The sequence below is a fragment of the Indiicoccus explosivorum genome (assembly GCF_002167005.1).
In the GTDB taxonomy this organism is placed as follows: domain Bacteria; phylum Bacillota; class Bacilli; order Bacillales_A; family Planococcaceae; genus Indiicoccus; species Indiicoccus explosivorum.
Map to the genome: position 1 here is coordinate 1 of NZ_NHTN01000037.1, position 21785 is coordinate 21785.

Annotated in this window: 22 protein-coding genes and 1 CRISPR repeat array; of the genes, 15 read left to right on the forward strand and 7 right to left on the reverse strand. The window is 53.5% G+C overall.

Translation table 11 applies throughout. From position 1 onward, the window contains the following. Positions 1-55: 55 nt before the first annotated feature. Positions 56-3195: direct repeats of the CRISPR family, unit length 32 nt; unit sequence GTCGCACCCCTCGTGGGTGCGTGGATTGAAAT. Positions 3196-3615: 420 nt separating this feature from the next. Continuing rightward, on the forward strand, positions 3616-3975 hold the full coding sequence (locus tag CCE92_RS11145) for a hypothetical protein (RefSeq protein WP_088007883.1): 360 nt from the start codon (positions 3616-3618) through the stop codon (positions 3973-3975). Between the two features lie 111 nt (positions 3976-4086). Here CCE92_RS11145 and CCE92_RS11150 read toward each other — a convergent pair whose 3' ends face one another. Both CCE92_RS11150 and lexA read right to left on the reverse strand, forming a co-directional pair. Next, positions 4087-4320 carry a hypothetical protein gene (locus tag CCE92_RS11150; protein WP_088007885.1) on the reverse strand — a complete coding sequence of 78 codons (234 nt, stop codon included), beginning with the start codon at positions 4318-4320 and terminating at the stop codon, positions 4087-4089. A gap of 120 nt (positions 4321-4440) precedes the next feature. Next, complete coding sequence (gene lexA / locus CCE92_RS11155) at positions 4441-5061, reverse strand: transcriptional repressor LexA (RefSeq protein WP_088007887.1); 621 nt, start codon at positions 5059-5061, stop codon at positions 4441-4443. Between the two features lie 176 nt (positions 5062-5237). Between lexA and yneA the strand changes: the two genes are divergently transcribed. The 5 genes from yneA (at position 5238) to CCE92_RS11180 (ending at position 8963) form a co-directional block, all read left to right on the forward strand. Next, entirely contained in the window at positions 5238-5555 is a 318-nt protein-coding gene (gene yneA, locus CCE92_RS11160; RefSeq protein ID WP_162287864.1) for a cell division suppressor protein YneA, read from the forward strand. After that, positions 5552-6208: a YneB family resolvase-like protein gene (locus tag CCE92_RS11165; RefSeq protein WP_088007891.1), complete on the forward strand. Its 657-nt coding sequence runs from the start codon at positions 5552-5554 to the stop codon at positions 6206-6208. Before yneA ends, CCE92_RS11165 begins: the two co-directional genes overlap by 4 nt. Before the next feature lie 58 nt (positions 6209-6266). Beyond that, on the forward strand, positions 6267-6500 hold the full coding sequence (locus CCE92_RS11170; protein ID WP_088007893.1) for a DUF896 domain-containing protein: 234 nt from the start codon (positions 6267-6269) through the stop codon (positions 6498-6500). Between the two features lie 87 nt (positions 6501-6587). After that, a complete protein-coding gene (tkt, locus tag CCE92_RS11175) occupies positions 6588-8588 on the forward strand; it encodes a transketolase (protein WP_088007895.1) in 2001 nt (666 codons plus the stop codon). Positions 8589-8723: 135 nt separating this feature from the next. Further along, a complete protein-coding gene (locus tag CCE92_RS11180) occupies positions 8724-8963 on the forward strand; it encodes a YneF family protein (RefSeq protein ID WP_088007897.1) in 240 nt (79 codons plus the stop codon). A 40-nt stretch (positions 8964-9003) separates the two neighbouring features. Here CCE92_RS11180 and CCE92_RS11185 read toward each other — a convergent pair whose 3' ends face one another. Both CCE92_RS11185 and CCE92_RS11190 read right to left on the reverse strand, forming a co-directional pair. Beyond that, positions 9004-9930, reverse strand: coding sequence for an alpha/beta hydrolase (locus tag CCE92_RS11185; protein WP_088007899.1), 927 nt, complete (start codon positions 9928-9930; stop codon positions 9004-9006). Positions 9931-9933: 3 nt separating this feature from the next. After that, positions 9934-10839, reverse strand: a complete 906-nt coding sequence (locus CCE92_RS11190) for a hydroxymethylglutaryl-CoA lyase (protein WP_088007901.1) — start codon at positions 10837-10839, stop codon at positions 9934-9936. A 78-nt stretch (positions 10840-10917) separates the two neighbouring features. Between CCE92_RS11190 and CCE92_RS11195 the strand changes: the two genes are divergently transcribed. Then, complete coding sequence (locus CCE92_RS11195; RefSeq protein ID WP_088007928.1) at positions 10918-12102, forward strand: acetyl-CoA C-acetyltransferase; 1185 nt, start codon at positions 10918-10920, stop codon at positions 12100-12102. A gap of 12 nt (positions 12103-12114) precedes the next feature. Further along, positions 12115-12321, forward strand: a complete 207-nt coding sequence (locus CCE92_RS11200) for a DUF3886 domain-containing protein (RefSeq protein WP_088007903.1) — start codon at positions 12115-12117, stop codon at positions 12319-12321. 70 nt (positions 12322-12391) lie between these two features. On the opposite strand, the gene pepF is transcribed toward CCE92_RS11200, so the two are convergent. Both pepF and CCE92_RS11210 read right to left on the reverse strand, forming a co-directional pair. After that, complete coding sequence (gene pepF, locus CCE92_RS11205; RefSeq protein WP_420913238.1) at positions 12392-14203, reverse strand: oligoendopeptidase F; 1812 nt, start codon at positions 14201-14203, stop codon at positions 12392-12394. 61 nt (positions 14204-14264) lie between these two features. Beyond that, positions 14265-15167, reverse strand: coding sequence for an aldo/keto reductase (locus CCE92_RS11210; RefSeq protein WP_088007907.1), 903 nt, complete (start codon positions 15165-15167; stop codon positions 14265-14267). An 81-nt stretch (positions 15168-15248) separates the two neighbouring features. On the opposite strand from CCE92_RS11210, the gene CCE92_RS11215 reads away from it, so the two are divergent. The 6 genes from CCE92_RS11215 to CCE92_RS11240 all read left to right on the forward strand — a co-directional run bounded on the left by CCE92_RS11215 (position 15249) and on the right by CCE92_RS11240 (position 20616). After that, complete coding sequence (locus CCE92_RS11215) at positions 15249-15791, forward strand: NUDIX hydrolase (RefSeq protein WP_088007912.1); 543 nt, start codon at positions 15249-15251, stop codon at positions 15789-15791. A gap of 109 nt (positions 15792-15900) precedes the next feature. Next, the gene (fur, locus tag CCE92_RS11220) at positions 15901-16386 is read left to right on the forward strand and encodes a ferric iron uptake transcriptional regulator (protein ID WP_088007914.1); all 486 of its coding nucleotides are present in this window, start codon (positions 15901-15903) and stop codon (positions 16384-16386) included. Between the two features lie 193 nt (positions 16387-16579). Continuing rightward, positions 16580-17482 (forward strand): site-specific tyrosine recombinase XerD, encoded by a 903-nt coding sequence (xerD, locus tag CCE92_RS11225; RefSeq protein WP_088007916.1) that lies wholly within the window; start codon positions 16580-16582, stop codon positions 17480-17482. Between the two features lie 59 nt (positions 17483-17541). Further along, positions 17542-18726: a phosphopentomutase gene (gene deoB, locus CCE92_RS11230; protein ID WP_088007918.1), complete on the forward strand. Its 1185-nt coding sequence runs from the start codon at positions 17542-17544 to the stop codon at positions 18724-18726. Positions 18727-18743: 17 nt separating this feature from the next. Further along, on the forward strand, positions 18744-20048 hold the full coding sequence (locus tag CCE92_RS11235) for a pyrimidine-nucleoside phosphorylase (protein WP_088007920.1): 1305 nt from the start codon (positions 18744-18746) through the stop codon (positions 20046-20048). Positions 20049-20256: 208 nt separating this feature from the next. Next, the gene (locus CCE92_RS11240; protein WP_088007922.1) at positions 20257-20616 is read left to right on the forward strand and encodes a GNAT family N-acetyltransferase; all 360 of its coding nucleotides are present in this window, start codon (positions 20257-20259) and stop codon (positions 20614-20616) included. A gap of 1 nt (position 20617) precedes the next feature. Here CCE92_RS11240 and CCE92_RS11245 read toward each other — a convergent pair whose 3' ends face one another. Then, positions 20618-21118, reverse strand: a complete 501-nt coding sequence (locus CCE92_RS11245) for a DUF309 domain-containing protein (protein ID WP_088007924.1) — start codon at positions 21116-21118, stop codon at positions 20618-20620. A gap of 57 nt (positions 21119-21175) precedes the next feature. Between CCE92_RS11245 and CCE92_RS11250 the strand changes: the two genes are divergently transcribed. After that, a partial coding sequence (locus tag CCE92_RS11250) for a segregation/condensation protein A (RefSeq protein ID WP_088007926.1) occupies positions 21176-21785 on the forward strand: 610 nt, incomplete at its 3' end.

The following is a 21785-nucleotide window of genomic DNA, read 5'->3' on the forward strand; positions in this document are numbered from 1 at the left end:
GTGGGTGCGTGGATTGAAATACGGATAGCATTAAGGCAGACAGCGAGGAAAAGGCGTCGCACCCCTCGTGGGTGCGTGGATTGAAATTGGCTTTCGCCAGTAACCCCATATTCGGATGTTGTCGCACCCCTCGTGGGTGCGTGGATTGAAATCCGCATGATCTTCAGGCTGTTCACCTTCCAACTGGTCGCACCCCTCGTGGGTGCGTGGATTGAAATGATGAATTGCGTCAGGTTGACCGTCGTGAGGTTACGTCGCACCCCTCGTGGGTGCGTGGATTGAAATCCTCTAATTTCTCCTTAACTGCGTTGGGTATTTTTGTCGCACCCCTCGTGGGTGCGTGGATTGAAATCGCACACGCACCGCATTATGTCCGTTCGGCAGTCGTCGCACCCCTCGTGGGTGCGTGGATTGAAATGATAACCTGCCGACTGTCCAAAGATGCCCGACTGGTCGCACCCCTCGTGGGTGCGTGGATTGAAATTGTCCGAAATTCAGGGTTTAACAAAGGGGTCGGCGTCGCACCCCTCGTGGGTGCGTGGATTGAAATCACGCTATCTGTTTGGCTTCCTCATCAGGAAAACCGTCGCACCCCTCGTGGGTGCGTGGATTGAAATCGCAAATAAAAAAGGGGACACAAAACAGCGGTTAAGTCGCACCCCTCGTGGGTGCGTGGATTGAAATTATCACTGGATAATTATCTTCTTTGTCTCCTACGTCGCACCCCTCGTGGGTGCGTGGATTGAAATTTGGCGAAGTGCTTCCATAGTAGTTATCACTCCGTCGCACCCCTCGTGGGTGCGTGGATTGAAATTGTATCGTAATCCTCATCAGCCCGGCGTAGCTCCGGTCGCACCCCTCGTGGGTGCGTGGATTGAAATTGTAATCTGTTTACAAAAGACAAAAACGGGGTGTCGCACCCCTCGTGGGTGCGTGGATTGAAATTTTGTGTTGCTGAACATTCCGGTGAGCATCAAGCCGTCGCACCCCTCGTGGGTGCGTGGATTGAAATATCACGACCATCCAAGACATGAGCGTCAACGAAGTCGCACCCCTCGTGGGTGCGTGGATTGAAATCGGGTCAATGAGCAGTACGCTGAAGAATTGACTGGTCGCACCCCTCGTGGGTGCGTGGATTGAAATATGGAGCTGTGGGAAGGGTTTAAGTGGCGAGACGTCGCACCCCTCGTGGGTGCGTGGATTGAAATGCGTCGAACGGGACTTTCAACGTCCGGAAATCAAGTCGCACCCCTCGTGGGTGCGTGGATTGAAATTGTTTGCAGGAGATGGGGCAAGCTCACAAGCATTGTCGCACCCCTCGTGGGTGCGTGGATTGAAATGCCTATCTGGAGCTTGGCGAGTACGATTTGACGCGTCGCACCCCTCGTGGGTGCGTGGATTGAAATGATTGCACTAGCGCCCGTCAGTATCACCGTCGGGGTCGCACCCCTCGTGGGTGCGTGGATTGAAATAATAAATAGGAGGCAATGACAATGAAACAGAAAACGTCGCACCCCTCGTGGGTGCGTGGATTGAAATAACGACTGATACAGGTACTATGCAGATCGAAAAAGTCGCACCCCTCGTGGGTGCGTGGATTGAAATCGGTAGAAGCATCTATGTCAAAGGTTTTTACACCTGTCGCACCCCTCGTGGGTGCGTGGATTGAAATAACACAATCGACCAGCGATTTTGTAGAAGTATTGCGTCGCACCCCTCGTGGGTGCGTGGATTGAAATCACATAGTGTCTACCAAAGCGATATATCGTACTTAGTCGCACCCCTCGTGGGTGCGTGGATTGAAATGTTAGTTTGTCGTGCGTTGGTTGCCAACGCCCGCGTCGCACCCCTCGTGGGTGCGTGGATTGAAATAGCGCGCAGGCCGTGCGGCTGCTTGGCGTCGGTGAGTCGCACCCCTCGTGGGTGCGTGGATTGAAATATAATCGATTCATTCAGGGCTTTCCAGTCCTCTGTCGCACCCCTCGTGGGTGCGTGGATTGAAATCCGTTCTCGTCCTTGATTTTGACTTCATTATTAAGGTCGCACCCCTCGTGGGTGCGTGGATTGAAATTAATGCTGAAACGGTTTGCGGAACAGTGGCTACTGGTCGCACCCCTCGTGGGTGCGTGGATTGAAATGGAAAATCATTGACCACTACATCGCCACGGATTGGGTCGCACCCCTCGTGGGTGCGTGGATTGAAATCCGGACGGGTTCCGGCTTTGGTTCCGGCGTCAAGGTCGCACCCCTCGTGGGTGCGTGGATTGAAATATACGTTATGTCCGTCACATCGTTGATTTCTTCGTCGCACCCCTCGTGGGTGCGTGGATTGAAATTCTGCGACCGGCTCGGTGACTATTCCGAATAAACGTCGCACCCCTCGTGGGTGCGTGGATTGAAATAAATAGTATTCAATGTGATCCTCGAACAGGTAAAGTCGCACCCCTCGTGGGTGCGTGGATTGAAATCAGATCCTCGGGACTTATGAAGTCGGCTGCAAAGTCGCACCCCTCGTGGGTGCGTGGATTGAAATTATGTCGACGGCGAGCGCAAGCAATTCGCTGGCGGTCGCACCCCTCGTGGGTGCGTGGATTGAAATCCCTCCCTATGTGTAGGATTTCTATCTGTAGTATTGTCGCACCCCTCGTGGGTGCGTGGATTGAAATAACTTCTAATATTGTGAATAAATTTTCGCTCGGTGTCGCACCCCTCGTGGGTGCGTGGATTGAAATTAATATTCTAACATGGGTTGCCAACTCTTCTGGGTCGCACCCCTCGTGGGTGCGTGGATTGAAATCTATCCTTATACACTCCACTTACAATAGCGTTCCGTCGCACCCCTCGTGGGTGCGTGGATTGAAATATACATCACCAATTCTTTTCCGCAAATACATTTGGTCGCACCCCTCGTGGGTGCGTGGATTGAAATGTAAATTTGTGCTGTGTCAAAGTCATTTTGCACAGTCGCACCCCTCGTGGGTGCGTGGATTGAAATTTTTTCATTCACAAAATCCCAGAAACAATGTGGAGTCGCACCCCTCGTGGGTGCGTGGATTGAAATAGAATATCAATACGGATCTGATTGATGAAGCGGATGTCGCACCCCTCGTGGGTGCGTGGATTGAAATAGTGATGTTATAGAGCGCATATAATTGCGCCTGAAGTCGCACCCCTCGTGGGTGCGTGAATTGAATATTTGCTATATTGCCATCCGAACAGTGCCGCAAAGCAGCCTCCCTCGCAGGTACATAGGTTGAAATAATGATCAGGTCGTTCGAAACTCCTCTTAAGCGCTCCCACCAATCTGCACAGCCTTTAGAAGGTCTTGAATCACTTTATTCGCAAGCGAATGTCTGGAATGGACATTTGCTGCCGAAAATACGAGACGCCTGCGGGAAAAGCAGTTCAAGTGAGACCCCGCAGGGAGCGGAGCGACCGAGGAGGCTCACGAACTGCCCGCGGCAAGCGAGTATTTTAAGCCAGCAAATACATTCCTTCCTCAAGAATGCAAACTAAATTTAATAAAAAAACACTTCTCTTTGTCGAAATTTGTTGTAAAATAGACGGATACCGCCGAAACCTGACCGAAAATAACGGCGGCAGGGGAAGATGGGAATGAACAAACACTATAAAAAACTGCTGGACTTTGCTGAACAGAAAGGCTGCCGCATCATCCACGATGATACGCACCGCATCTGCTTCAACGCCAATATGTCCATTACCGTGCCGATCGAAGTGACAAGGGAGAATCTGTTCGCGCTTGCCCACGAAATCGGGCATCTGATCGACTACGTCAATGGCGAACTTGATCATGCACAGTGGCTCCATGACGATGCCTACCGGATCACTGCAGAAATGAGCGCGTGGGTGAATGCACACCGCCTCTTGAAGGACTTGGGCATTCCCACCGAGGGATACCGGGGACATGTGGATTCCAAGCTTTCTTCTTACTTCAAATATGAACAAGTCATTTAACAGAAAAAAGGACCGGCGATGGATTTCGCCGGTCCTTTCCTGTCTGTAGACAGGTTATTTGGTTCCATGACCGTGTGCAGGGAACTTGCAGGTCTGCTGCCCACGCGGAACTCAGGCAACTTCACGTAAGAGATGATGATCCTGCAATAAGCTGTGGGCGGGTTTGAAGTAAGCCAGTTCATCATCTTCTTCACCGCCGAGCATGGCACAAGCCCCGAAAAGCACAAGAATCAGGATCAGCAGGGCAAGAGCTCCGAGGCAGCCATAGAGACTGCGTCTGCTGGAAGGTCTGTTCGGCTTTGGGTCCTTGACCGGCTTCCGGTCACCGCTTTCGAAGTTCTGCATATGTACGGCCTCCTTCGGGTTCTGTTTATTTTCTGTATACCCTTAGAACTCCGGCTTTTAACCGTGCCGGGTGCAGACGTTGGATAGAAAAGGAAAAAGCCGGGGATTGCCCCGGCTTTTTCAGTGGATTTGTCTGTATACGCCTGTCACTTTCCCGAGGATCGATACTTCTTCGACGATGATCGGATCCATCGCCGAGTTTTCAGGCTGGAGCCTGAAGTAGGATTCCTCGCGGAAGAAGCGTTTGACCGTCGCTTCGTTTTCAGCGGTCATCGCCACCACGATGTCTCCGTTGTCAGCTGTCTGCTGCTGGCGGACGATCACATAATCCCCGTCCAGGATACCGGCTTCGATCATACTGTTACCGGAAATCTCCAGCATGAATATCTGGTCGTCTTCAGTGCCGTAGGACTGAGGCAGCGGGAAATATTCTTCGACATTCTCGATTGCCGTAATCGGCATTCCTGCCGTTACCTTCCCGATGAGCGGCACGTGGAGCACAGGACTTTTTTCAATGACCATGTCTTCGGGACTGATCACTTCGATCGCTCTCGGCTTTGTCGGGTCCCGGCGGATGAGCCCTTTGTTTTCAAGTCTCGCCAGATGGCCGTGGACCGTGGAGCTCGATGCAAGACCGACCGCTTCCCCGATTTCCCGAACGGATGGGGGATATCCCTTCGCGCGCACTTCTTCTTTGATGAACGTCAGAATGTCTTCCTGTCGTTTGGATACTTTTTTCACCGCATTCACCTCTTTTTGGTTTTTAACCGAACATGTATACGCTAATTATAACAACCGTCCGCGAAAAAAGCAAACATAGGTTCGAATAAATGAGTTGACAAAAAACATCTGTTCGGATTAACATGGGAACATATATTCCGCACGAACATACATTCTCAGAAAAGGGGTCAGGAATCATGACAATCATTCAGCGCAATACATACGTAGTAGCATTTTTTATTTTCATCTTACTTCTCAGCGTGTTCGCCATTTACCACGGAAAGCCCGCGGAAGTGAGAATGAGTCACCTTCAGATCGAAAAGGGGGATACCCTCTGGTCGCTTTCCAAGGAATTCAGGGGCGGTCAGCCTGCAGAACAATGGATCAACAGCATCATGGAAGCGAACAACCTGCACACCGCAGAAATAAAAGCGGGGGATACACTTCTGATACCGCAGGACCAGCTTGAATTCGCCCCTGATGCCGCCACGCAGTTTGCCGGTGATGCCCGATGAAGAAGAAGGCTGTGGTGTACTGCCGTGTCAGTACAGAAAAAGAGGAACAGGAGACCTCGCTTGAGCGGCAGCGGGAAGAATTGACGGATTTCGCAGAACGCGAAGGCTACGAAGTGAAGGAAGTGTTCACAGACCGGCACAGCGGCTATGAGATGGACCGTGACGGACTTTTGGAAATGCTGAATGACCTGAAGGCGGATCCGGCGGACGCGCTGTTCATCCAGGATGAGACACGGCTGGGACGGGGGCACGCGCGCATTGCGCTCCTGCACGTGATGAAGAAGCAGGAGATCGATGTCTTCACGCTGTCCGATGAAGGGCCCATCGCCCTGAATGATATGGATGACATGGTGCTGGAGATTCTGGCGATCGTCGAGGAATACCAGCGTAAAATCCATAACGCGAAAATCAAGCGGGGAATGAAGCGGGCGGTCGAGAACGGCTACAAACCTGAAAAAAACCTTAAAGGTAGAGGGAATCCGGAAGGCCGGGAACGGCTGGATCTTCCCATCGACCAGATTGTCCAGCTCAAGGAACGGGGGCTGACGTACCATGAAATTGCCGTCACTCTCCAAGGTTTCGGCTACCAGGCGAGCAAAGCGACCGTCCACCGCAGGTTCAAGGAGTATGAAGAGAACGCCCAAGCGGATTGATTGAACTGACTTCCGGATTTCGGTATCCTAGTGGGTACAGAAAGAGGGTGGCAAGAATATGCTGTCAAAAGAGAAGCTCGACCGGATCAGTGAACTTTCCAGAAAGTCAAAGTCGGCCGGTCTCACGCAGGAAGAAGCGAAAGAACAGTCAAGCCTGCGCGCTGAATACTTGAATGTTTTCCGGTCAACGATGCGGAATACGATAGAGAATGTGAAAGTGATTGATCCGAACGGCAATGATGTAACGCCGGATAAAGTGAAAAACAAAAGAGAGAACAGGTATCTGAACTGATGCCTGTTCTCTTTTTCTTTGTATTTATGCCCGTTCTTGACTACACTGTTAAGTGTAGAAAACTTTGATGCAGAGAGGATTGTTACAATGTCACATCAACAAGATCAGTTAGCGGTCACAACGATCCGCACATTATCGATCGATGCGATCGAAAAAGCGAACTCCGGCCATCCGGGCCTGCCGATGGGAGCGGCACCGATGGCTTATTCGCTGTGGACAAAACACATGAACCATAACCCGTCAAATCCGCAGTGGTTCAACCGCGACCGGTTTGTGCTGTCTGCCGGACACGGATCGATGCTCTTATACAGCCTTCTTCACCTCTCCGGATATGGCTTGTCCATGGACGAGATCAAAAACTTCCGTCAGTGGGATTCCAAAACGCCCGGACATCCGGAATACGGTCACACGGTCGGAGTCGAAGCGACGACCGGACCGCTCGGACAGGGGATCGGCATGGCGGTCGGTATGGCCATGGCGGAGCGCCATCTGGCAGCCACTTACAATAAAGAAGGCTTCCCGGTCGTCGACCATCATACGTTCGCGCTTTGCGGCGATGGAGACCTGATGGAAGGGGTCGCTTCTGAAGCGATTTCCCTTGCCGGACACCTGCAGCTGAATAAACTCGTTGTCCTGTATGACAGTAACGATATCTCGCTTGATGGCGATCTGGATATGAGCTTCTCTGAGAACGTAAAAAAACGGTTCGAGTCGTATGGCTGGAACTATCTCCGGGTCGACGACGGCAATGACCTGGACGCGCTGTCGGAAGCGATCTCCCAGGCAAAGAACAATGAAGGCGGTCCGACACTGGTCGAAGTCAAAACCATCATCGGCTACGGTGCACCGAATAAATCAGGCAAATCCGATGTTCACGGAGCGCCGCTCGGCGAAGATGAAATGAAATTGGCGAAAGAATACTATAACTGGACATTCGAAGAGGACTTCTATGTCCCGGATGAAGTTTATGAGACTTTCAATGAAGCGACCGAACAACTCGGGGGCAAAGCGGAAGCGGAATGGAACGAACTTATGGAGAAGTACGGACAGGAGCATCCTGAACTGAGCCGTCAGCTCCAGGCTGCGATCCGCGGGGACCTTCCTGAAGATTACGACCGTGAATACCCGTCATACGAAGCGGGCAAAAAACAGGCGACACGCGCATCTTCGGGTGACATGATCAATGCGATCGCGAAAACGGTCCCTTCCTTCTTCGGCGGCAGCGCCGACTTGGCGGGATCGAACAAGACGACGATCAAAGGCGCCGGCGATTTCCTGCCGGGAACACCGGAAGGCCGCAATATCTGGTTCGGGGTCCGGGAATTCGCCATGGCGGCCGCTTTGAACGGCATGGCGCTCCACGGAGGTCTCCATGTGTTCGGCGGAACGTTCTTCGTGTTCAGTGATTATGCGCGGCCGGCCATCCGGCTGTCAGCGCTCATGGGGATGCCGGTCACATACGTGTTCACCCATGACAGTGTTGCTGTCGGGGAAGACGGTCCGACCCATGAGCCGGTCGAGCACTTGGCTGCGCTCCGGGCCATTCCGAATCTTTCCCTCATCCGGCCGGCGGATGCCAACGAAACGAAAGCCGCCTGGGATGTGGCCATCAATGCTAAAAGTCATCCGACGATGCTCGTCCTGTCCCGTCAGGATCTACCGGTCCTCGAGAATTCAGGCGACCTAAGCATGGAAGGGGTCAAACGGGGAGCTTATGTCGTGTCCGGTGCCGAAAATCCGGAAGCGATCCTTCTGGCTACAGGATCCGAAGTGAGCCTGGCAGTGGAAGCACAAAAACAGCTCCGGGACGAAGGCATCGCTGTTTCAGTCGTCTCGATGCCATCATGGGATCGGTTCGACCAGCAGGATGATGCGTACAAGGAATCCGTCCTGCCGAAAAATGTGAAGAAACGGCTTGCGGTCGAAATGGGCATCTCCCTCGGCTGGCACAAGTACATCGGTGACGAAGGCGATACGCTGACCATCGACCGTTACGGGGCCAGTGCGCCGGGAGGAATCATTCAGCAGGAACTCGGATTCACTTCCGCGAATGTCGTACGCAAAGTCAAAAATCTTTTGGAAAAATAATCGGCACTTAAACCGGAAGCAGGCTGGACTGCTTCCGGTTTAATTTGCCTTGAACCGCTGGCAAGCCCCGAGGAATTAGTGTATAATCTCCAATGGTGCTATTAAACAGATCGGCACAGTAGGGAGGTCGCGAAGTTGGATACATGGATTTGGATATTGCTGATCGTCGTTGCTCTTCTGGCTGGTGTTGCGCTCGGATTTTATATTGCGCGCCGGTACATGATGAAGTACTTGGAAGAGAATCCTCCGATCAACGAAGACATGCTGCGGATCATGATGATGCAGATGGGACAAAAACCTTCCCAGAAGAAAATTAATCAGATGATGGCGCAAATGAACAAAGCCTCTACAAATAAAAAAGCCACCAAAAAATGAGACACTCCGGAGAAGGAGTGTCTTTTGTTCTGGCGCGGATTCAATTTAGGAATCCGTACTTCATCAGGAATCCCCGTACCGTCTCTTCGTATGCGCCGGGCTGTTCATTGAAAGCCTGGGCATGGCCGCCTTTTCTGAAAATCCTCAGCTCCTTATCCCCGCTTTTAAGCCGGTGCAGCTCTTCCGACATGCCAGGGGGGACGAAGGAATCCCCAGCCGTATGGATGAACAGCACGGGTTTCCGGATCGCCCGGACGGCTTCCCGCGGCGAAACCGTCTCCAGGCTATAGCCATCGCGCATTTTAAGGAACAGGCTGCCGATCCGGACGGACAGCCTCGTACGGAGAGGGGTCGTTGTCTGCATGACGTGCAGGATCTGTTCGGCTATATCCGAGTACGGGCTGTCCGCGATATAGAAATCCGCCGCATCCTCCACACTGCCTGCATAAAGCAGCAGCGTCGCAGCCCCCATGGATTCGCCGTGGATGCCGAATGTTCGGAGATCCGGCACATGTGCTTTCAATGCACCGGCGACCGCTTCCAAGTCGTACTTTTCGTAGTGGCCATAGCTCGTCGTCCCGCCTCCCGATTCGCCGTGCCGGCGGTGGTCATAAATGACCGAATTGAAGCCGAGCCGCTCGAACATACGGGCATACTTGATGGACGTGATTTTGTTCTCGGTCACGCCATGGCTGATGATGACGTATTTCCCGGTATCACGCGGTTCCAGAAAAATCGTTTTCAAGGAATAACCATTCGGCGACTTCACCCATTTTTCCGTTTTGGGAACGCGGGCGAACCACGCCTCGTCGAGTCGTTTCGCAGCGATTTCCCGCTGCAGGATCATCTCGTCCTCTTTTTTCCGGATGTACATGACCCGGTTGGACACCGTGAGCCCGAGAGCGGTGAACAAAACACCGATGGCAGCCGGCACGGCGCCGGCCGCTATCAGCAGTCGGCGCATCATCGGTCAGTCCTCATTTCTGTTTTTGTAAAGCGTGTACATGCCCGTTGTGACCGGACTTGCAACATAGGGTTCGATCACACTGACAGCTTCAAGGAGCCGGTTTTCATCGATGCCAGTCGTGATATCCATCCGGTGCAGCATACCGACCACGTCTTCCGTCGCCACATTGCCCGTCGCACCAGGGGCGAAAGGACAGCCTCCGAGTCCGCCTGCGGACGAATCAAACCGGTCCACGCCCGCCTGGAGCGCAGCGAAGATATTGGCGAGCGCCATCTTCCGGGTATCGTGGAAATGTGCGGCGATCAGCGTATCGGGGAACTGGCGTTTCAAGTCCCGAAACAGTCCATGGCTTTCCAGTGGATTCGCCATTCCGATTGTATCTGCCACGCTCAATTCATCGACTCCGAGATCTGCGAACTGCCGGCAGAGCGCAAGCGTGTTTTCCGGGTCCACTTTCCCTTCATACGGGCAGTAAAAGGCGGTCGAGATACAGGCCCGGACAAACAGGCCTTCTGTTTTCAGCCGCCTGATGAGCGGCGTTAAGGCTTCCAAGCTCTCCGAGGTGGTTTTATTGATGTTTTTTTTATTGAATGAATCGCTGACGCCTACGAAAACCGCTACAGCTTTTGCGCCTGAAGCAAGCGCCCGCTCTACGCCTTTTTCATTCGGCGTCAGGACGATCTGTCTGCCGGCTGCCGGCGCCTGTTCTGTGATTTCCTGCGCATCTTTCATTTGAGGGACCCATTTCGGCGACACGAATGAAGTGATTTCCATTTCGCGGATTCCCGCATCCTGAAGCGCTTTGATAAAGTCGATTTTGGCTGCGGTCGGCACTTCTCTTGATTCATTCTGCAGCCCGTCACGCGGTCCGACCTCGATAATTGTGACTTCCTTTGGTAAACTGAACATAACATCCCTCCTGAAGTTATTGTAAGCATGGAGGAAGCGGATGGGCAACTGAATTATCAGACGAGGGGGAAACGGAAGATGACGGAACAAGTTGTGATTGTAAGCGCTGCCAGAACAGCGACCGGTTCATTCATGGGGGCGCTGAAAGACGTTTCGGCACCGAAACTCGGGTCGATCGCCATAAAAGCCGCGCTGGAACGGGCGGGCGTGAAAGCGGAAGATGTCGACGAAGTGATCATGGGGAATGTGCTCCAGGCGGGTCTCGGCCAGAATCCGGCGAGGCAGGCTGCGATGGAAGCCGGACTGCCGGAGACGGTTTCAGCCATGACGATCAATAAAGTATGCGGATCCGGACTGAAAGCCGTCCATTTGGCGACTCAGGCGATTCTGGCCGGGGACGCGGATGTCATCGTGGCCGGCGGAATGGAGAACATGAGCCAGGCGCCGTACATATTGCCGAAAGCGCGGGAAGGATTCCGGATGGGGAACCAGGAAGTCGTGGATACTATGCTGTCGGAAGGGCTGACTTGCGCGTTCAATGATTATCATATGGGCATCACCGCTGAGAACTTGAATGAGCGGTACGGCATCACCCGTGAAGAGCAGGATGCATTCGCCGCCCGCTCCCAAGAGCGTGCAGCAGCCGCAATCGACGCCGGCAGATTCAGCGACGAGATCGTCGCTGTCGAAATCCCGCAGCGGAAAGGGGAACCGGTCGTGTTCGATACGGACGAATACCCGCGGCGCGGCACGACGGCGGATTCCCTTGCCAAACTGCGTCCCGCTTTCAGAAAAGAAGGAAGCGTAACTGCCGGGAACGCCTCCGGAATCAATGACGGTGCGGCGGCGGTCGTGGTCATGTCCCGCAAAAAAGCGGACGAACTCGGCATCACACCGATGGCGGCCGTCGCCGCGAACGGCAGCGCCGGTGTTGATCCCGCGGTCATGGGGATCGGCCCTGTCGAAGCGGTGCGGAAAGCGCTGAAGAAAGCGAAGATGGAACTGAGGGACATGGAGCTGATCGAAGCGAATGAAGCGTTCGCGGCTCAGTCCATCGCAGTCGACAGGGAACTGAAAATGAATCACGACATCATGAATGTGAACGGCGGGGCGATTGCCCTCGGCCATCCGATCGGTGCCAGCGGAGCGCGGATCCTTGTCACCCTGCTGCACGAGATGGAGAAGCGGGATGCGAAGAAAGGACTCGCGACGCTGTGCATCGGCGGCGGCCAAGGTGTCGCCACCGTCGTCACCCGACCGTAAGGAGAGAGAACGATGGGCAAAAAACAGACGGACAGCGGACTGTTTTCGGAAGAACAGCTGAAGAAACTGCAGGAGACCAAAAAAGGGTTGCAGCAGGAAGAGCGGAAGCGGGAAGAAGAAGCGGAAGCACAACGCCGATTCGAGCGGAAGCAGCGGGAGAAAAACATGTCTTTCGAAGAACTGCTGGACAAATACGGCGATCAGGGAAGCAAATATTGACAAGACAAAGCCGGATTCCGCTGACTTGCGGAATCCGGCTTTATTAAACAAACGCGATCCAGCCGCGCAGTCAGCTGTAACTTTCTTCGAGTTCATCGATCAGCGATCCGACATGCGCGACCGCCTGGCGGATCGGCTCGGGTTCGGACATATCGATTCCGGCTTTCTTGATCAGTTCGAGCGGATGAAGTGTGCCGCCCGCCTTCAGCACATCCAGCCAGCGGTCGACTGCCGGCTGTCCTTCCTCGAAAATCTTCTGTGACGCGATGGTGGACACAGTCAGACCGGCCGAATACGTGTAGGGATAGAGTCCCATATAATAATGCGGCTGGCGCATCCATACGAGTCCGGCACCTTCGTCGATTTCCACCGCGTCCCCCCAGAAGTCGCTGAGCACGTCCTTCGTGGTTGCAGTGAACACACTCGCCGTCAGCGGCTCGCCTTTTTCAGCGAGTTCATAAACGCGTCGCTGGTATTCGCCTTCCAGCAGATGCGTGACGAAATTATGGTAATACGTCCCGAGCAGCTGCAGGATCAGCCAGCGGCGTTTCCGCTTGTCATCGGTATCCTTGAGAAGATGATGGCCGAGCAGCATCTCGTTCATTGTCGACGGGGCTTCGATGAAATATCGTGGCGGCTTGGCATTGGTGAACCGCTGGTGCTTATTGGCGAAATAGAAATGGCCGGCATGGCCGAGTTCGTGGGCGAGCGTGAAAGCTCCGCGCATCGTCCCGGGCCACGTCATGATGACGTACGGGTGGATGCCGTACAGACTGGAAGCGGACGCGCCGGTCGATTTGCCGATGTTATCCGCATAGTCGACCCATCCTTCGGCGATCGCCGTTTTGATCATTTCACTGTAGTCATCCCCCATGACGCTTAACGCCTTTTCGACTGTGTCCGCCGCCTCTTCATAATCCATCTCGATCTCGAAATCGGGATCCAGAGGTGCTTTTAAATCGGCGAATGTCATTTTATCGAGACCGAGCACCCGTTTCTTCAGTTCAGCGTATTTACGCATATGGGGGGCCAGTTCCTTTTGGGTCACATCCAGCTGGTTGTGGTACATCTCTTTCGTCACGTACTGCTGCTGGAGCAGCATATCCGTCACCGACTCGTAACCGCGCAGGCGGGCCGTTGTCACTTCATGGTTCACTTGAGCGGCATATGTGGCCGCGAATGTGTTCCGGTAGCGCAATAAGCCTCTATTGAAAGCTTCATAAGCGTTCCTGCGGACGGCCGCGGACGGGGAAGAGCTGTAGTTGCCGGCGTATGCGCCGAACGATAACGGAACTTCATTTCCCTTATCGTCCTTGAACGGATCGAACTGCATATCCGAAAGTTTCCCCCGGTTGTAGATCGTGTACGGCGCGCTGAAAAGCGGCCCGAGCGCCGCGAGCGCTTCCTCCGTCTGTTCTTCGAGCGAATAAGGCTTGCGGGCCTGCAGATCGCGGAGGTATTTTTCGAATGGCTCCAGGCCTTGTTCGTTTTGAATGAAATCGTCGAGTTTTCCATCCGGCAGCGACATGATTTCAGCTTCGGCGAAGGCAAGAGAAGCATTGACTTTCGATTCCGCCTGGCTTGCTCGCTGTGAATCTTTTTGTCTTTCCGGGTCGGTGTTATCCACCGCTTGCCGGAGACTGGCATACATGGTAACGAGATTCAGACGCTTAAGCACCTTTTCCCTCGCTTCCAGGCATTCAAGCAAGACGGCTCCGCTTTCATCGAGCCGGCCTTTATAGTCTGTAACATCAGAAACACTTTCCTGGACAGCTTTCAGTTCCTTTTCCCATCCATCCCTCGATTCAAAGACATCAGTCAAATCCCACTTCAGTTCATCCTGCACTTCGTTTCTGCTTGGCCGGGTTTTGCTGGTTGTCACTTGCATCCCTCCTGGTATGTTAGTCGGAAATTCAGGTCTTCAGTCCGGGCCGGTGTCCGTTTTACGGCCGGTGCTGTTCATACGTATCCTGTCTTGTGAGCCGCTTCGCTTCCGCAATCTGCTGTTTGTCGACAGGGGTCCGGTAGGCGGTAAGCGTCTCCTGCAGCTGTGCAGCGGAGCTCGCTCCGGCAGCGATGCTGGTGACTGCCGGATGCGAAAGGACAGCATGCAAAGCCAGCGCATGGAGACTGCTGTGGACTGACAGGAGGCTGTCCAGCGTCTCGCGGAGCGCTCCTTCGCTGTACGAGAGATACGTCTGCTGTTCAGTGGCCCGTTCAAGCGCCTGGCCGGTCAGGAGCCCCTTCGCCAGCGTCCCGCGGGTCACGACGGACACATCCGCTTCATTGATTTCATCGAGCCATTCCTCAGGACGGCGGTCCAGCAGGCTATACTGCATCATGATGGAAGCCAGTCCGCTTTTCTCCAAGTATTGGCGGATGACATTCGGCCGGATGGACGAGATGCCGTAGGCACGGATCACGCCATCTTTTTTCAATGTCTCGAACGCGTCGATCGTCTCATCGATGTCGTCTTCGATCGTTCCGCCGTGGAGCTGATACAGATCGATGTAGTCGGTTTCCAGCCGGCGGAGGCTGTTTTTCACCTGCTCCAGAATATACGGCTTTGTCGGGTTCCAGCGCTTTTTGCCGGTCTTCGGGTCCCATTCATTTCCGACTTTCGTCGCGATGAAGACGTCGCCCCTGCGCTTTTTCAGTGTACGGCCGACCAGCTGTTCATTCCGTCCGAAGCCATACAGATCAGCGGTATCAAAATAATTGATACCTTCTGAGAGCGCTTCCTCAATGATCCGTTCCGCGGCCGCCGCGTCATCCGGGAGCGACATGCAGCCGAGTGCGATTTCGCTCACTTTCAGCCCGCTGTTGCCTAGTTCCACTTTCTCCATCCCATTCACCTCACGATGTGTCCTTAAGGATATGGTATACTTTGGGCGGAAATAATCTCAACTGATAAGGGGGATAAGACTGTGAAGAAGTTCGAGGAGAAGACGGTTCGCTCCGAGCGGATTTATGAAGGGAAAATAATCAATTTGAAAGTTGACGATGTCACGCTGCCGAACGGGAAAGAGACGAAACGGGAACTGGTCGAGCATCCCGGGGCTGTTGCGGTCATTGCGTTGACGGACGACCGGCGGATCGTGATGGTCGAACAGTACCGGAAAGCGCTGGAACGGTCGATCGTCGAAATTCCTGCCGGGAAACTTGAGCCGGACGAAAAACCGGAAATCTGTGCCAGGAGGGAACTGGAAGAAGAGACCGGCTACACAGCTGAAAAACTGTCCCATGTACAGTCTTTCTCAACTTCCCCGGGGTTCGCCGATGAGGTCATCCATTTGTATGCCGCCGAAGGACTTTCAAAGACCAGTGAAGGGGCGACCGAGGAAGATGAGTTCGTGGAACTAATTGAAGTGACGTTCGAAGAAGCGGAAAAAATGATGGAAGACGGACGCATCTACGACGCCAAAACCGCATTCGCGGTGCTGTGGGCGAAAGCGGAATGGTCTAAATGATAATTAGAATGATTATTAAAAAATAATCATTTAATCAATAATCGTTCTCACTCTTGAAAAATTTTAATGCCTTTTGCTATAATAAAGGCAGTTTGAGGGAGGGCGTCTTATGGAAGGCAGAATAGACCGTATAAAAAAACAGCTTCATGCTTCGAGTTATAAGCTGACGCCGCAGCGGGAAGCGACAGTCCGGGTCCTGCTGGAACACGAAGAGGACCATCTCAGCGCCGAAGACGTCTATTTGCTGGTCAAAGACAAGGCGCCGGAAATCGGCCTGGCGACCGTCTACCGCACGCTCGAATTGCTGACCGAATTGAAAGTGGTCGATAAAATCAATTTCGGGGATGGCGTTTCCCGTTATGATCTCCGAAAAGAAGGAGCAGCCCATTTTCATCATCATCTCGTCTGCATGGAATGCGGAGCGGTCGATGAAATACAGGAAGATCTCCTGGAAGATGTGGAAGGCGTCGTCGAAAGGCGCTGGAATTTTATGATCAAAGATCACCGGCTGACATTCCACGGCGTCTGTTGGCGATGCAATGACGGCAAGGCAGAACAAAAAACGGAAAATAAAGGGAAATCGAAAGACAGCTGATTATACCGGCTGTCTTTTTTGATTTTTCCGCATCAGCGGTCGGTTTTGCGGCTGGTGTCAGCGGAAAGCGGCATTTACAGTAAATCAGGACATTCCGTGCACCTTGGACGTTCAGCCTGTATGATGGGGTTATGATCGAAAAACGATATCCGCTGAACCCGATGGCGGGTTCGCTTCAGTAGGAGGAATACGAATGAAACTGGCAGCAGATGCGCTGGCTGACTACCTGCATTTTCTCCGCGTAGAGCGGCAGCTCGCACAGAATACCCTCACTTCTTATGAACGGGACTTAAAAAGTTATCTCCATTATTTGCAGGAAGTGGAGCAGCTCCAGTCGCTCAATCAGACAGAGCGGGTACATATTTTGAATTACTTAAAGCATCTTCGGGAAGGGTCCCGGTCCTCCCGTACAGCCGCCCGGCACATTTCCTCCATCCGCTCTTTTCATCAATTCGCATTAAGGGAGCGTGTGACAGACCGGGATCCGACAGTGCATTTGGAAATGCCGCAGATGGAAAAGAAACTGCCGAATGTCCTTTCGGTGGAAGAAGTGGATGTCCTGCTCGGTTCGCCGGACACATCGAAACCGAGCGGCATCCGGGACCAGGCGATTCTCGAACTCCTGTATGCGAGTGGGATGAGGGTCAGTGAATGCATGGATCTGGACGCAGAAGATGTCCACTTGGCCATGGGGTTTGTCAAATGCACCGGGAAAGGCGGGAAAGAGCGGATCATTCCCCTTGGCCAAACAGCTTTGCGCGCATGCAGGGCATACCTGGAAGAAGCGCGTTTCGAGCTCCTTAAACCTGATAAGAAGACCGACGCCCTCTTTATCAGTCAGCGGGGCAGCCGGCTGACCCGTCAAGGGTTCTGGAAACTCCTGAAGCACTATGCCCAAAAATCGGGTATACAGAAAGAACTGACTCCCCATACACTCCGCCATTCGTTTGCCACACACTTGATCGAAAATGGAGCGGATCTGCGGGCGGTGCAGGAAATGCTCGGCCATGCCGACATCTCCACGACACAAATTTACACGCATGTCTCCAAGACGAGACTGAAGGATGTCTATACAAAGCACCATCCGAGAGCGTAGAGGTCTGACTTCTGACTGGAGATTGTGGTAGAATACGAGTAGATAAAGGAGGAAATAACATGGCAGTGAAACCTTTTAAGCGAATCCACTTGATTGTCCTCGATTCTGTCGGAATCGGGGAAGCGCCGGATTCCGGGGCATTCGGTGATACAGGGGCCGACACCCTCGGGCATACGGCACAATCTTCGGGGGGCCTGGCTCTTCCGAACCTCGAAAAACTCGGGCTGGCGAATATTGTGCCGGTCGAAGGACTGCAGCCGGCGGATTCACCGCTTGCATCGTACGGGAAAATGCAGGAAGCATCGGTCGGCAAGGATACGATGACCGGACATTGGGAGATTATGGGCCTTAAAATAGATACACCGTTCAAAGTATACCCGGAAGGTTTCCCGGAAGATCTGATCCGGAAACTTGAAGAGCGGACCGGCCGGAAAGTGATCGGGAATAAACCGGCAAGCGGGACGGCGATCATTGATGAACTCGGTGAAGAGCATATGGAAACAGGGGCGCTGATTGTTTATACATCCGCCGACCCGGTGCTGCAGATCGCCGCGCATGAAGAAGTGGTGCCGCTTGAGGAACTGTATGAGATCTGCGAAATCGCACGCGAACTGACGCTTGAACCGGATTATTTGGTGGGGCGGGTCATCGCGCGGCCGTTCATCGGAGAACCGGGAAGTTTCAAACGGACGTCCAACCGCCACGATTACGCACTGAAACCGTTCAGCCGGACCGTGATGAATGAATTGAAAGATGGCGGATACGATGTGATCGCGCTCGGAAAGATCAATGATATTTACAATGGCGCGGGCGTGACGGAAGCTCACCGGACATCTGATAATATGGACGGCGTGGACAAATTGGACAAAACGCTCGGACAGGATTTCAACGGGCTCAGTTTCCTGAACCTCGTCGATTTTGATGCAGTTTTTGGTCACAGACGCGATCCGCGCGGCTACGGAGAGGCGCTGGAAGCGTTCGACCGCCGGCTCCCTGAAATCACAGGCAAACTCGGTGAAGACGATCTGCTGATCATCACGGCGGACCACGGAAACGATCCGACGTTCCCGGGCAGCGACCATACACGCGAACTGGTGCCGCTTCTTGCTTATACTCCACGGACAGGACAAGGAAGCGAGCTCGGCCTCCGGAAGACATTCGCGGATGTCGGGGCGACCATCGCGGACAACTTCTCTGTCAAAATGCCGGACTACGGCACAAGCTTTTTGGAAAAACTCCAATAAAAAGGCGGTTGCATGTTATGAGAATGGTAGATTTGATTGAAAAAAAGCGGGAAGGCGAGGAGCTGACCCCAGCGGAAATCCGCTACGTAATCGAGGGGTACACGAAGGGGGATATCCCGGATTACCAAATGAGTTCTTTCCTGATGGCTGTCTATTTCCAGGATATGACCGATGCTGAACGCGCGGAACTGACCATGGCGATGGTGGAATCAGGCGATCAGATCGACCTGTCGCCGATTGAAGGCATTAAAGTCGATAAGCATTCCACCGGTGGCGTCGGCGATACGACGACGCTGGTGCTCGGTCCGCTGGTGGCCGCATGCGGCGTGCCGGTCGCTAAAATGAGCGGGCGGGGACTCGGCCATACGGGCGGGACGATCGATAAATTGGAGGCAATCACCGGTTTCCATACAGAACTCACACCCGAACAGTTCACTGAGCAAGTGAATGAGCTGAAGCTTGCTGTCGTCGGTCAGAGCGGCAACTTGACGCCGGCCGATAAAAAGCTTTACGCGCTCCGGGATGTGACAGCTACGGTCAGCAGCATTCCGCTCATCGCGAGTTCCATCATGAGCAAGAAAATCGCTTCCGGCGCAGATGCCATCGTCCTGGATGTGAAAACGGGCGACGGGGCGTTCATGAAAACGCCTGAAGAAGCTGAAAAGCTGGCACGGGCGATGGTCCGGATCGGCAAAGAAACCGGCAGGCAGACCATGGCGATCATTTCCGATATGAGCCAGCCGCTCGGTTACGCCATCGGCAATTCACTTGAGGTGAAGGAAGCGATCGATACATTGAAAGGCGAAGGCCCGCAGGACCTTACTGAACTCTGCCTCGTCCTCGGCAGCCAGATGGTGGTCCTCGGCGGCCAGGCCGATTCCCTTGAAGAAGCGAGAGGGAAACTTGAAGAAGTGATCCGGAACGGGGAGGCACTCCGGGTGTTCCGGGCGTTTGTTGAGCGCCAAGGCGGAAATCCGGCGATTGCGGATGACCCGGATTTACTGCCGCAGGCAGCTCATACTTTCACGCTTGAAGCGGAAGCGGCCGGCTGGGTCGCAGATATCGTCGCAGATGACGCGGGCACCGCAGCAATGCTCCTCGGTGCAGGCCGGGCGACAAAAGAATCGGAAATCGATTTGGCGGTTGGACTCGTGCTGCATAAAAAAGTGGGTGACCGGGTGGAACAGGGCGAAGCGCTCGCGACGATTTACGCGAACAGTGAAGACATCAGTGAAGCGAAGGAACTCCTGAAAAAGAGCATCCTTATTTCCGGCGATGAGGTGAAAGCGCCGGAACTCATTTTGGAAGTCGTCACAGGATGACGGAAGAACTGGAGGAGGCAGGTTCATGAGACGGTCGAATATTGCGCTGTTCCTGTTCATTTTGACGATAGCCGTCGTATGGGGTATATTGTATTGGGTGCTGTTTGCAGATAACGTTCCGGTCAGCTGACCAAGCAGGCACTTGAATAAGTCTGCCACATCCTGTATGCTTATCCAAACTGTCTCAAGTAAAAAGAGGGATTCCTACATGCTATACCGATATAAGAAATCACTGGAAAAAATCGCGATGGGCCTCCTGTCTTTCATGCCGAAAGAACGCGACCTGAAAAAGCTGCAGCAGACGATGCACCAGTACGAGGAAAACAAGGACTGGCAGCTGTTTCTCTGGAAAGAGGATGAGGATTATGTGGGGCTTGCCGGCGTCGAAGTAAGAGAGGATTCGTTTGTCATCCATCATCTGTCCGTGAACCCTTCGCACCGCGGAGAAGGGATCGGCCACAAGATGATCGAGAAATTACAAGAGATCATGCAGGACCGGGAAATGCAGGCGACAGAGGAAACCGAAGCCTTCATCCGGAAATGCCCGATAAAAAAAGGCGGACTTTGAATCAAAGGTTCCGCCTTTTTTTCTGTTCACGGAGCGCGATGATCGATGTGCGGTCCCGCAGTCTGTGTTTATGTGTCAAATAATGGAGGTCAATGTCTTCCGGAGGAGTCTCCTCGATCTGCCGGCGAAGCTGTGCCGCCAGTTCACGGCCCTTGACCGGAATCAGGAATGACTGGAACGGCTCCCGTGCTGTGACAGCGTCGACGGCTTCCTGGGTCAGGCGGATCAGCTCGGTTGAATCGATGCCGTCCGTCCATTCCCCCGCATCCCTCAGTTTGTTCTTCGCCCGGATGAACGAGCGGAGCGCGCCGGGATAATTGCTGCGCCGCCAGTGATACATGCCGACCGCCAGCTGGATCCAGCCGGTAAGCGGATGCATTTTATCTTTTGGCGCCGTCATCTTCCAGTATTCTTCCCCGACTTCGTGGCACTCGAAGTAGTCCTGCTCATAATTGAAATGGATGAGGAACCGGATGAATAGCGGATGTCGGAGCGGATGCATTTTAATCCCCTTTCTACTATACTTAGTGTGAAGTTCTTAACAGTCAGGTGGTAGGCCATGTCCTATGAAGTGAAAGTTGAAGCGTTTGAAGGGCCTCTCGATTTATTATTGCATTTAATTCATCGTTTGGAAATCGATATTTATGATATACCGGTCGCACAGATCACAGCGCAATATATGGAACACATCCATGCGATGCAAGTGCTGGAACTCGATGAAGCGAGTGAATACCTCGTGATGGCGGCGACCCTCCTCGCCATCAAAAGCAAAATGCTGCTGCCGGTACAGGAGGCGGATGAAGAGGAGGAGGACTTCCTTTATGAGCAGGACCCGCGCGAGGAACTCGTCGCCCGCCTCCTGGAATACCGGAAGTTCAAGGAAGCATCGCTGACCCTCCGTGAGCTTGAGAAAGGCAGAGCGGCCATTTTCACTAAGGCGCCGATGGATTTGTCGCTGTTCGGGCCGCCGGAAACGGAACAGCAGATCGAACTGGACGTGAATGTTTATGACATGCTCGGTGCATTCCAGAAAATGATGCGGCGGAAACAAGTGAAAGCCCCTCTTTCCACCCGGATCGCCCGACAGGAAGTGTCTGTCCGGGAACAGATGGGCTCTCTCATCCATACATTGAAAGAGCGGCGAGGCGTCTGTTCCTTCAATGACCTTT

Excerpts from the sequence above, each read along its gene's own strand:
- CCE92_RS11145 (WP_088007883.1), top strand. The coding sequence starts at position 3,616 with ATGAACAAACACTATAAAAAACTGCTGGACTTTGCTGAACAGAAAGGC.
- CCE92_RS11150 (WP_088007885.1), bottom strand. The coding sequence starts at position 4,320 with ATGCAGAACTTCGAAAGCGGTGACCGGAAGCCGGTCAAGGACCCAAAG.
- yneA (WP_162287864.1), top strand. The coding sequence starts at position 5,238 with ATGACAATCATTCAGCGCAATACATACGTAGTAGCATTTTTTATTTTC.
- CCE92_RS11165 (WP_088007891.1), top strand. The coding sequence starts at position 5,552 with ATGAAGAAGAAGGCTGTGGTGTACTGCCGTGTCAGTACAGAAAAAGAG.
- CCE92_RS11170 (WP_088007893.1), top strand. The coding sequence starts at position 6,267 with ATGCTGTCAAAAGAGAAGCTCGACCGGATCAGTGAACTTTCCAGAAAG.
- tkt (WP_088007895.1), top strand. The coding sequence starts at position 6,588 with ATGTCACATCAACAAGATCAGTTAGCGGTCACAACGATCCGCACATTA.
- CCE92_RS11185 (WP_088007899.1), bottom strand. The coding sequence starts at position 9,930 with ATGATGCGCCGACTGCTGATAGCGGCCGGCGCCGTGCCGGCTGCCATC.
- CCE92_RS11190 (WP_088007901.1), bottom strand. The coding sequence starts at position 10,839 with ATGTTCAGTTTACCAAAGGAAGTCACAATTATCGAGGTCGGACCGCGT.
- CCE92_RS11195 (WP_088007928.1), top strand. The coding sequence starts at position 10,918 with ATGACGGAACAAGTTGTGATTGTAAGCGCTGCCAGAACAGCGACCGGT.
- CCE92_RS11200 (WP_088007903.1), top strand. The coding sequence starts at position 12,115 with ATGGGCAAAAAACAGACGGACAGCGGACTGTTTTCGGAAGAACAGCTG.
- CCE92_RS11210 (WP_088007907.1), bottom strand. The coding sequence starts at position 15,167 with ATGGAGAAAGTGGAACTAGGCAACAGCGGGCTGAAAGTGAGCGAAATC.
- fur (WP_088007914.1), top strand. The coding sequence starts at position 15,901 with ATGGAAGGCAGAATAGACCGTATAAAAAAACAGCTTCATGCTTCGAGT.
- xerD (WP_088007916.1), top strand. The coding sequence starts at position 16,580 with ATGAAACTGGCAGCAGATGCGCTGGCTGACTACCTGCATTTTCTCCGC.
- deoB (WP_088007918.1), top strand. The coding sequence starts at position 17,542 with ATGGCAGTGAAACCTTTTAAGCGAATCCACTTGATTGTCCTCGATTCT.
- CCE92_RS11235 (WP_088007920.1), top strand. The coding sequence starts at position 18,744 with ATGAGAATGGTAGATTTGATTGAAAAAAAGCGGGAAGGCGAGGAGCTG.
- CCE92_RS11240 (WP_088007922.1), top strand. The coding sequence starts at position 20,257 with ATGCTATACCGATATAAGAAATCACTGGAAAAAATCGCGATGGGCCTC.
- CCE92_RS11245 (WP_088007924.1), bottom strand. The coding sequence starts at position 21,118 with ATGCATCCGCTCCGACATCCGCTATTCATCCGGTTCCTCATCCATTTC.